Genomic DNA, 9284 nt, shown 5'->3' with positions numbered 1-9284 from the left:
GCGCCGGCTCCACGCTTTTGCTCACCGCGCGCCGTGTTGATCAGGTGGAACAGACCCTGTTCGTCGATCGGGCCTTTGTCGATGTCGTCGATGAGCGCGGGCCTGGCGCCAAGCCCGCCGATGTGCTCGCCGATCCTGCCGGGATCGATGGCAACGGCGTGCGCCTGCGTTTGCCAGATATGGGCAAGATGCGTCTTGCCGGAACCCGGAGGGCCGGCCAGCACAACCACCGGCGAGGGCCAGTCCGGCCATCGGTCGACGAGCGCCGCAGCCTCGGCGTTCGTGCCGGAGACGACGAGCTCGTCGCGCGAATAGCCGGTGCCGTGGCCGAGGTCGAGCGGCAGCTGGCGCGGCGGATCGGTGCGCTCACCAGCCATCTCAGCCACGCGGGGAACGGTGGCCGCCGCCGCGATCCGCGGGGAGCGGCGGCACGGGCTCGGCGGCATGGCCCTTGTAGAGGGGCGATTCGAGATAGCGGGAAATCGCGAAGCGCACCAGCACCGCGATCGCCGCTGAAGCCGGCACCGCGATCAGCAGGCCGACGAAGCCGAACAGCGCGCCGAAGGCGAACAGTGCGAACATCAGCCACACCGGATGCAGGCCGACGCTTTTGCCGACCAGCCTGGGCTGCAGGATGTTGCCTTCGATGAACTGACCGACGAAGAACACGCAGGCCACCAACAGCACCATTTCCCAGTTCGGCCAGAACTGGACGAAGGCGACGCCCACGGCAAGGACCAGGCCGGTCAACGAGCCGACATAGGGGATGAAGGAAATCAGCCCCGAGAAGAAGCCTATGAGGATGGCGAAGTTCAGCCCGGTGAACGTCAGGCCGGTGGCATACATGGCGCCGAGCACCAGGCAGAGCGTGCCCTGCCCGCGCACGAAACCGGCGGTGGCGGTGTTGATGTCGCGGGCGAGCGCTCTGACCGTCTCGACATAATCGCGCGGCACCCAGCCGTCGACCACGGCGACCATGCGGTCCCAGTCGAGCAGCATGTAGAAGGCGACGACCGGGGTCACGACGAAGAGGCTGACCACGGAGACCAGCGCCACGCCCGAGCTCCAGATCGAGGTGAAGACGGTGGTGAGAAGGCTGAAGCCGGAGGTGAGCAGCGAGTTCAGCCCGTCGCGCAGGCTGCCGGCGTTGACGCCGAAGCGCTGCTCCAGCCATCTCGGATCGAAACTGGTGATCAGCGACTGCAGGCGGGTCAAATATTCCGGCAGCTTGCGGGCGAAATCGGCCATCTGCGTCGCCAGCACCGGCACCAGGATGACGAAGGCGAGCACGACGACGACGATGAAGGCGATGAGGATCACCACCGTCGCCATCAACCGGGAGAGACCCAGCCGCTGCAGCCGATCGGCGACCGGATCGAGGAAATAGGCAAGCGCCATGCCGGCGACAAAGGGGAGCAGGATGCCGCTGAACACATAGAGGAAGAGCGCCAGAAAGACGGCCGTGCCGAGCCAGAAGAAAATCTGGCGGCGAAGTGCTGTTCCTGCCGCAACGTCCGCGGCTTCGCTGTCAGTCGCCCGTCGTGGAGCCTTCGCCATAACCGCTCATATGCCTCAGCCAAGCCACGAGATAGGCTGCGGCCGAAGCCACGGTCAAGACCCCGGACAGCAATATGAGCGCGGGCCGGAGCGGATCGAGATGAATGGAAAAGGCAAGCTCCCCCAGCACCAGCGCCGCCAGCGCGATCTGCACGGCGGTGTTCACCTTGGACACGAAGAGCGGCTTCATCTCGACGGGATGCGCCATCACGCTGGACAGAAGCACCGCGCAGACGATCAGCGCGTCACGAGAAACCATGGTCACCACCAGCCACAGCGGCAGTTCCCCGGCATAACCCATGACCACGAAGACCGAGACCAGCAGAAGCTTGTCGGCCATCGGATCGAGATAGGCGCCGAGGCGCGAGAACTGCCTGTAACGGCGGGCGATTAAGCCGTCGACGCCATCGGAAACGCCGGCGACGAGGAAGCCGACGAAAGCCCAGTCCCAGCGCGCACTGAGCATCGCCAGCACCACGGCGGGCACCAGCAGGAGGCGCATGATCGTGATCATGTTGGGTATGGTCACGTGATGTCCCGTCGTGGCGTGTTTTGGAAATAGATGATGGAGACGGCGGGCGGGCGCAAGGGAGGAGCGACAAAGGTCTGCGCGAGGCACCCCCCTCTGCCCTACCGGGCATCTCCCCCTCAAGGGGGGAGATCAGCAATTTCGGCGCCGCACCCATTCCTGCAACGTCGGCGATTGGCGAAGGCGGAAGTGACATCCAATCTCCCCCCTTGAGGGAGAGATGGCCGGCGGGCCAGAGGGGGGTGCTGTCCCGCCAACATTTCCGCTTTTTTCGGGGGCAAAATTTGCCTACCCGCGCGTCATCCTTGCTCCTCGAAACCATTCATGCGATGAGCCCGCAGTGGAAACAGCGACGAGCCAGACATGACCAAGCGCGACACGGGCAAGCGCAACAACGGGCTCACCTATGCCGAGGCGGGCGTCGATATCGATGCCGGCAATTTGATGGTCGAGAAGATCAAGCCGCTGGTGCGCGCGACGCGCCGGCCGGGCGCCGACGGCGAGATCGGCGGCTTCGGCGGGCTTTTCGACCTCAAGGCCGCCGGTTTCAGCGATCCGGTTCTGGTCGCCGCCAATGACGGCGTCGGCACCAAGCTCAAGATCGCCATCGATTCCGGCAAGCACGACACGATCGGCATCGACCTCGTCGCCATGTGCGTCAACGACATCGTCGTGCAGGGCGCCGAGCCGCTGTTCTTCCTCGACTATTTCGCCACCGGCAAGCTCGACCCCGACCAGGGCGCGGCCATTGTCGGCGGCATCGCGCAGGGCTGCCGGCTGGCCGGCTGCGCGCTGATCGGCGGCGAGACCGCCGAGATGCCCGGCATGTATCACGACAAGGATTACGACCTCGCCGGCTTTGCCGTGGGCGCGGCCGAGCGCGGCCAGTTGCTTCCGACCGACGACATCGTCGAGGGCGACGTGCTGCTCGGCCTTGCCTCCTCCGGCCTGCACTCCAACGGCTTCTCGCTGGTGCGCCGCATCGTTGCCGCGAGCGGTCTTGCCTGGAGCGATCCGGCGCCGTTCAACGACGAGTTGAGCCTCGCCGAAGCGCTGCTCGAACCGACGCGCATCTATGTCAAATCGATCCTGAAGGCGATCCGCAACACGCATGGCATCAAGGCGCTCGCCCACATCACCGGTGGCGGCTTTCCGGAAAACATTCCGCGCGTGCTGCCCAAGGATTTTTCCGCCGAGCTCGACCTCGAGGCGATCGAGGTGCCTCCGGTGTTCTCGTGGCTCGCCAGGACCGGCGGCGTCGCGCCGGAAGAGATGATGCGCACCTTCAACTGCGGTATCGGGATGATCCTCGCCGTCGCCTCCGGCCAGGCGGCGCAGGTCGCGGCAGTGCTGCAGGAGACGGGCGAGACGGTGACGCCGATCGGCCGCATCGTGCCGCGCCGCGACGCCGGCGTCATCTATCGGGGCTCGATCGGCCTATGAGCAGGAAGCGCACGGTCGTCCTGATCTCGGGGCGCGGCTCCAACATGACGGCGCTGATCGCTGCCGCCAGCGACCCTGCCTATCCGGCCGAGATCGTCGGCGTCATCTCCGACCGCGCGAACGCGGCCGGCCTCGGCATCGCCCAGTCGCGCGGTATCGCCACCAAGGTCATCCAGCGCGCCGACCATCCAAGCAAGGACGCCTATGACGCCGCGCTCGATGCCGCGCTCACCGGCTTCGGCGCCGAGATCGTGGCTTTGGCCGGCTATATGCGCATTCTCGGCCGTGGCCTCGTGGAAAAATGGGTGGGGCGCATGGTCAACATCCACCCTGCCCTTTTGCCTGCGTTCAAGGGGCTGGACACGCATGCGCGGGCATTGCGCGCCGGCGTGCGCATCCATGGCTGCTCGGTGCATTTCGTCACGCCCGAAATGGACGACGGCCCGATCATCGCCCAGGCCGCGGTGCCGGTGATGGTCGGCGACAACGAGGACACGCTCGCGGCGCGGGTGCTGAAGGTCGAGCATCGGCTCTATCCGCTGGCGCTGGGGCTGGTCGCCGAGGGCAAGGCGCGCATGGAAAAGGGCCACACCGTGCTTGCCCATTTCGCCGACGACGCCGACAACGCCACCTCGGTGGTGATGGCGCCGGACCCGCTGCGCGAGGAAACGGACCTCGAGCAACTGGCGCGGATCACGCCTTAGAGACCTTGGAAGCCGTGGCTATCTTCGACAGCGCGGTCCGAACAAACGGCGATCTTGCTGGCGTATCCGAGTACGAAGACGTCGACGGACCGCAAAACGCCACCGCATATTTCTACCTATGCGAAACCGCTGGGCCGGTTGTCGGCGCAATCCACATTCGATCAGGAGCCTGGTCGATCGCCGAGGCTGACATTGCCGTCAAATGGGACCGTAGCGAGCAGCGTGTCGGCCTCGTCGTCTTTGGCGTGCTGACAGCCGCTTTTGATGCCGCGACGGGGACGAGATACGGTGGTAGGTATGGCAAGGATTTCAACGCTAAGATTCCCTGGTCCTGAGCAATGCCGATGAGACAGCTCCTCGTGCTGCGCCACGCCAAGTCGAGCCGGGACGATCCCAAGCTCGCCGACTTCGACCGCCCTCTTGCCCCGCGCGGGCTGAAGACGGCGCCGCTGATGGGGAAAGAACTTGTCCGTCGCGGCTGGCTGCCGGATCTGGCGCTGGTCTCGCCGGCGCTGCGCACCCGCGACACCTGGCGGCTGGTCGCCGGCGAATTGCCGGAGCATGTGCCGGCGGAATTCGCGGAAGAGCTCTACGAGGCGGCCCCGGCCGCCATCCTGGCGCGCGTGCGCCAGGCCAAGGCGACCAGCCTGATCGTGATCGGCCACAACCCCGGCCTGCAGAACTTCGTGCTGCGGCTCGCCGGCGCAGGATCGGACTCCGATGTGTTCACAAAGATCGAAGCGAAGTTCCCCACGGCAGCGCTGGCTCGGCTCACGGTGGACGAGGATTGGGCGAACCTCGAATTTGGTGGCGCCCGGCTGGCGGATTTCATCAGGCCTAAGGATTTGGGGTAGGCGCGCGTTTATAGGCGGCCGGACGTATCGTCAGGCAGGTCGGCGGGACAGCACCCCCCTCTGTCGCCTTTGGCGACATCTCCCCCTCAAGGGGGGAGATTAGCAGCTTCGTCGATGGCGCTGTTCCTGCAACGTCGGCGGTTGGCGAAAGCGGGCGCGCATCCGATCTCCCCCCTTGCGGGGGAGATGGCCGGCAGGCCAGAGGGGGTCGTCTCGCGTAGAGCGCCAGCTTTGTTTCTCGCCACGGAAAGCGCCGGCGCTCCACGCGCGGCGACCCCCTCTGTCGCCTTTGGCGACATCTCCCCCTCAAGGGGGGAGATTGGCCGCTTCAATTGCCCCAGATGCCCTGGCCCGGGTCAGGCCAGGCCTGAGATGGCGGCTGCCCGGTCGTCATCGAGGTGTCGACATTGGCCGGCTTGGCTGCCTCGTGCTTGCGGATCGAGGCGGTGAGCCCGCGGTCGACGCCGGCAGTCGGCTGGTTGGCGCTGTCGGCGCCGTAGTGGTCGCTGCCCGCGAAGGCAGAGCCCATGGCGAGAAGCAAGGCGGCGGTGGTGAGTGCGATCCTGGTCATTTCAAAAGTTCCTGTCGTTGCGTTTGGATGGGAGTTTTCGAGGAAGGGTCGAGTGCAGTCACTTGCCCCACAGGCCGTCGCCATTGTGCTGGGCGATCATGTCGGCGACCGTCTCGCCGGAGCCGGTCGCCACCGAAGCCTGGTGATGCGCCACGTCCCGCACGCGGATCGAACTGATCATCATATGATCGGCGCCAGCGGTCTGCTGGTTGGCTCCGTCGGAGCCGTAATGGTCGCTGCCGGCAGAGGCGCTGCCCATGGCAGCGACGAGCATGGCGGCCGCGACGAATGCGATCCTGGTCATCTCAGTGTTCCTTGTCCTGTCGTTTCATCGGCGGCGCCTTGGGAGGATGGCCCCGCTGCCGACAAAGACCCGGAACGACCCGGATTTATTCCCGGGCGAAATCTCTTCTTCGCTGGTCGTTTCGCCACCGCGGCCGTGAGCTCACCCGAAAAAGCTCATCTCGAACGATGGATTAGAAGGAGCTTCCGCCCGGCTGATTCAGGCCGCCCTATAGCCGGCTCCGAAAAAAGCGGTGGGGCGAACCCTCGTCCCTACAGGCATCACCGCTTCGTGATGAATGCTCGGTCGAACGCACGCAAAAGCCGGCCCAACGGATAGCCGGCGCTACAAAAACAGAGCGGCGGGACAAGCCCGCCGCTTTGAGGTCTATCGAAGATCGGAACCGGTTAGCGGTTGCCGAACAGGTCGCGGTCGGCGCCCTGGGTCAGCGGCTTCTGGACATTCGCATCCGACTTCTTGACCGAAGCGGTGTACGAGGTGTCGACCGAAGCGGCCGGCTGGTTGGCGTTGGCCGAGCCGTAGTTGTCGGAGCCGGCGAAAGCGGCACCGGTGGCAACGAGAAGGGCGGCCGCGGTAAGAGCGATCTTGGTCATTTTAGGTACTCCAGATTTGAATGTTGATGCTTGGTTGGTTCGGGACGGACGCCGGTTTAGCGGCCCCAGATGCCTTGGCCGGATTCCCGCTGGTTCTGATCGGGCGTGATCTTGAGATCGCGCTGTTCGAACTTGCGGATCGAGCCGGTGATGCTGCGGTCGATGTTGTCGCCGGACTGGGGCGTGACCGACTGGGTGACGGCCGGCTGGTTGACGTTGTCCGAACCGTAATGATCGCTGCCGGCGAAGGCGCTGCCCGTGGCAACGAGAAGAGCCGCAGCGGAAAGAGCAATCTTGTTCATTTTGGGTACTCCAGATTTCAAAAGTCCTGTCCGTCTAGTGGCGTGCCTTGGTGGAAAATCGCGTCGCTCGGACAACACCGAAATGGGTCGGTCCTGTTGCCATTTCCAATCACGAAAATTTGTGAACCGAACCGTTCGGTTCGACCTTGAATTTGCGTGAGCAGCGCAGTTGCCACATTCTTCTTACGCAATATCAATGGCTTGCAGAAAGGACTGCGCGATATAGCCCCACGGATCAGCCGGCCAGCGTTCAACTCGACTACACGAACCGTCAACATAAATTGAACCGAACGGTTCGGTTTTATCCCTGATTCAACCAATGAGTCGGCTCAACAGCCGCCGTGACGCGGTCGTGACTGCGGAGGAGCCGGAGTTTGCCTTGTAGGCGGATCGATATTATCGGTTGCTTCGAGGATCGAATTCGGACGCCGCCGCGCGCTCGCCGGGGCCGGTGCCGTCCCTGGAGTGGACAACGACAGAGATGCGGCTCCTGCTTGTCGAGGACAATCGCGAATTAGCCGATTGGCTGAGCAAGACGCTGCGCCAGGCGAGCTATGTCGTCGATGTCGTCCATGACGGCGAGGATGTCGAGCATGCGCTGGCGGCTGGCGACCATGCGCTCATCATTCTCGACCTCGCGCTGCCGCGCATGGGCGGGATGGAGGTGCTGAAGCGGCTGAGAGCGCGCGGCAACCCGGTGCCGGTGATCGTGCTCACCGCCAATGCCAGCCTCGACGGCCGGGTCAAGGGCCTCAACGAAGGCGCCGACGACTATCTGGCAAAGCCCTTCCAGATCGAGGAGTTGGAAGCGCGCATTCGCGTGCAGTTGCGCCGCGCCAACGACCGGACAGCACCAATCATCTCCTGCGGCGATCTCGTCTTCGATACCAACACCAGACTGTTTGCGCTCGGCGGCGAGACGCTGGCGCTGACGCCGCGCGAGCATGCGGTGCTGGAGCAGTTGGTGGTCAAGGCCGGACGCACGGTGAGCAAGGCGGCACTCTCGGCGGCGATCTACGACTTCGAAACCGACGCCGACCCCAGCGCCATCGAGATCTATGTGCATCGGCTGCGCAAGAAGCTGGAAGGATCGCGCGTCCAGATCGCCACCTTGCGCGGCCTCGGCTACCTGCTGCGCCATGAAGACTAGTTGCGATGCGGATTAACAGCCTCCGCCTGCAATTGCTGGCCTGGGTCGTGCTGCCGCTGGCCGGGCTCGCCACCGTCAATCTGTGGACCAGCCATGGCAATGCGCTTGCTACCGCCGATCTGGTCACCGATCGCATGCTGCTCGGATCGGCCCGAGCGATCGCCGAGCAGGTGGCGATGGACGACGGCGTGCTCTTTGCCACCATCCCGCCGGCGGCGCTCGAGATGTTCGATACAGGCGACCGCGACAGCGTCTACTATCACGTCGAGACCGCCGGCGGACGCCTGCTCACCGGTTATCCCGACCTGCCCCAGGCGTCGCAACGCGGCAGCATCGAAGCTTCCTACCGCGATCGCCGGCTCCGCCTCCTGACCCTCAGCCAGGCGGTGATCGGCGCCGGCGCGGATTCACCGATCAAGGTCACGGTGGGCGTCACGCTTGCCGGGCATGACGCGATGGTGAAGCGTCTGTGGCTCAGCGCCTTCGCCCAGCAGTTGGCCCTGGTAGCGATCGCCGGCGTGTTCGTGCTGCTTGGCCTGCACCGCGGCCTTGCGCCGCTGATCCGGCTCCGCGATGCCGTGCGTTCGCCAAGCCGCAGCGAGCTCGACCCGGTCGAGGTTCCCGGCGCGCAAAGCGAGATCAGGCCGCTGATCGACGCGCTCAATGCCTATATGGCGCGCGTGCGGGCGCAGATGGCGGCGCAGCGCCGCTTCATTGCCAATGCCGCGCACCAACTGCGCACACCTTTGGCGCTGCTGTCGACACAGGCAAGCTACGCGCTGCGCGAAACTGCCGCCGATAAGCGCCAGGAAGCGCTTGTCGCCCTGCAGGCCAGCTCCGGCCGGCTGGCGCGGCTCGCCGAACAGCTGCTCACACTGTCGCGCGCGGAGCCCGGCAGCCGGCGGCCGCGCGCCGACCGCATCGACCTCACCGAAGCCTGCCGCCAGGTGCTGGAAACGCATGCGCCGAGGGCAATCGAACGCAACATCGATCTCGGCCTCGAGGAAACCGGGCCTGTTCCGGTGATCGGCGACGGCACGATGCTGCGCGAGATGATCGTGAACCTCGTCGATAATGCCCTGCGATACTCCAAGCCCGGTGGCAGCGTCACGGTGAAGATCGCCGCCGTCGATAGCGAGGCGCAGCTCACCGTCACCGATGCCGGCCCCGGCATTCCGCCGGAAGAGCGGGAACACGTCTTCGAACGCTTTTACCGTATTGTCGGCACGAACGAGGAAGGCAGCGGGCTCGGGCTCGCCATCGTGCGCGAGGTGGTC

The 9284-nt window shown here is 65.1% G+C and carries 12 protein-coding genes and 1 pseudogene; 6 read left to right on the top strand and 7 right to left on the bottom strand.

Features of this window, described 5'->3' with window-relative positions:
- From EOA38_RS18375 to EOA38_RS18365, 3 genes and pseudogenes are all read right to left on the bottom strand, one after another.
- Window positions 1–377: pseudogene (locus EOA38_RS18375) on the bottom strand (hypothetical protein); the annotation flags it as partial.
- 1 nt (window position 378) lies between these two features.
- Window positions 379–1557 (bottom strand): AI-2E family transporter, encoded by a 1179-nt coding sequence (locus tag EOA38_RS18370; protein ID WP_126095442.1) that lies wholly within the window; start codon window positions 1555–1557, stop codon window positions 379–381.
- The gene (locus EOA38_RS18365; RefSeq protein ID WP_127299875.1) at window positions 1529–2086 is read right to left on the bottom strand and encodes a CDP-alcohol phosphatidyltransferase family protein; all 558 of its coding nucleotides are present in this window, start codon (window positions 2084–2086) and stop codon (window positions 1529–1531) included. Before EOA38_RS18365 ends, EOA38_RS18370 begins: the two co-directional genes overlap by 29 nt.
- 363 nt (window positions 2087–2449) lie before the next feature.
- Between EOA38_RS18365 and purM the strand changes: the two genes are divergently transcribed.
- From purM to EOA38_RS18340, 4 genes are read left to right on the top strand one after another with little or no spacing between them, the layout of a single operon-like run.
- A complete protein-coding gene (gene purM, locus EOA38_RS18355; protein WP_126095444.1) occupies window positions 2450–3529 on the top strand; it encodes a phosphoribosylformylglycinamidine cyclo-ligase in 1080 nt (359 codons plus the stop codon).
- Window positions 3526–4233, top strand: a complete 708-nt coding sequence (gene purN, locus EOA38_RS18350) for a phosphoribosylglycinamide formyltransferase (RefSeq protein ID WP_126095445.1) — start codon at window positions 3526–3528, stop codon at window positions 4231–4233. Before purM ends, purN begins: the two co-directional genes overlap by 4 nt.
- Window positions 4234–4247: 14 nt before the next feature.
- Window positions 4248–4568 (top strand): hypothetical protein, encoded by a 321-nt coding sequence (locus EOA38_RS18345; protein ID WP_127299874.1) that lies wholly within the window; start codon window positions 4248–4250, stop codon window positions 4566–4568.
- 9 nt (window positions 4569–4577) lie between these two features.
- On the top strand, window positions 4578–5087 hold the full coding sequence (locus EOA38_RS18340; RefSeq protein WP_127299873.1) for a histidine phosphatase family protein: 510 nt from the start codon (window positions 4578–4580) through the stop codon (window positions 5085–5087).
- 328 nt (window positions 5088–5415) lie between these two features.
- On the opposite strand, the gene EOA38_RS18330 is transcribed toward EOA38_RS18340, so the two are convergent.
- From EOA38_RS18330 to EOA38_RS18315, 4 genes are all read right to left on the bottom strand, one after another.
- A complete protein-coding gene (locus EOA38_RS18330; protein ID WP_126095448.1) occupies window positions 5416–5658 on the bottom strand; it encodes a DUF680 domain-containing protein in 243 nt (80 codons plus the stop codon).
- A 58-nt stretch (window positions 5659–5716) separates the two neighbouring features.
- Window positions 5717–5962 carry a DUF680 domain-containing protein gene (locus EOA38_RS18325; RefSeq protein WP_127299872.1) on the bottom strand — a complete coding sequence of 82 codons (246 nt, stop codon included), beginning with the start codon at window positions 5960–5962 and terminating at the stop codon, window positions 5717–5719.
- Between the two features lie 386 nt (window positions 5963–6348).
- On the bottom strand, window positions 6349–6555 hold the full coding sequence (locus EOA38_RS18320; protein ID WP_126095450.1) for a DUF680 domain-containing protein: 207 nt from the start codon (window positions 6553–6555) through the stop codon (window positions 6349–6351).
- A gap of 56 nt (window positions 6556–6611) precedes the next feature.
- A complete protein-coding gene (locus tag EOA38_RS18315; protein WP_127299871.1) occupies window positions 6612–6857 on the bottom strand; it encodes a DUF680 domain-containing protein in 246 nt (81 codons plus the stop codon).
- Window positions 6858–7338: 481 nt separating this feature from the next.
- On the opposite strand from EOA38_RS18315, the gene EOA38_RS18310 reads away from it, so the two are divergent.
- Entirely contained in the window at window positions 7339–8007 is a 669-nt protein-coding gene (locus EOA38_RS18310) for a response regulator (RefSeq protein ID WP_127299870.1), read from the top strand.
- Window positions 8008–8012: 5 nt separating this feature from the next.
- On the top strand, window positions 8013–9284 hold a 1272-nt coding region (locus tag EOA38_RS18305), incomplete at its 3' end, for a sensor histidine kinase (protein WP_145965992.1).

It is taken from the genome of Mesorhizobium sp. M1E.F.Ca.ET.041.01.1.1 (assembly GCF_003997355.1).
In the GTDB taxonomy this organism is placed as follows: Bacteria; Pseudomonadota; Alphaproteobacteria; order Rhizobiales; family Rhizobiaceae; genus Mesorhizobium.
This window is presented reverse-complemented; position numbering and strand designations above follow the sequence as displayed.